Annotated in this window: 1 protein-coding gene; it reads right to left on the reverse strand. The window is 69.1% G+C overall.

The features are described from left to right. Window positions 1-460: gamma-glutamyltransferase (locus tag AB4Y92_RS25750; RefSeq protein ID WP_441822199.1), on the reverse strand; the 460-nt coding region annotated here is incomplete at both ends.

Below are 460 nucleotides of genomic sequence, written 5' to 3' on the forward strand. Positions count from 1 at the left end.
CAGTAGCCCAGCGCCATGCCATCCTTGCGCTGATCGGAGCCGCCGAGCAGAACGCCCCGCGCCTCGTCGATCCAGATGGCCTGGCAACCGCCGGTCGGCTCGGGCAGTACCGAGACGTCATGGCCGCGCGCGGCGAGGTCGGCACGGATCTCGGGGCCGATCGTCGACTCGACCGTAAGCTTGCCCTCGGCGACGAAACTGCGCGGACGGTCGGCAGCCTGCTGCGGGTCGTCGCCGCGATCGAGCATCGAGGACAGGACATGCGCGTGGCCGGTCGCCTGATACTGGCCGCCCATCACGCCATAGGTCATCTGCGTGCGGCCATTCTTGGTCAGCAGCGCCGGGATGATGGTGTGGAGCGGGCGCTTGCGCGGCGCGATCGCGTTGGGGTGGCCCTCGGTCAACCGGAAGCCGGCGCCACGATTCTGCAGCATCACGCCGGATTCAGGCGCGTAGATGC

The sequence above is a fragment of the Lysobacter sp. TAB13 genome, from assembly GCF_052113885.1.
Lineage (GTDB): Bacteria > Pseudomonadota > Gammaproteobacteria > Xanthomonadales > Xanthomonadaceae > Lysobacter > Lysobacter gummosus.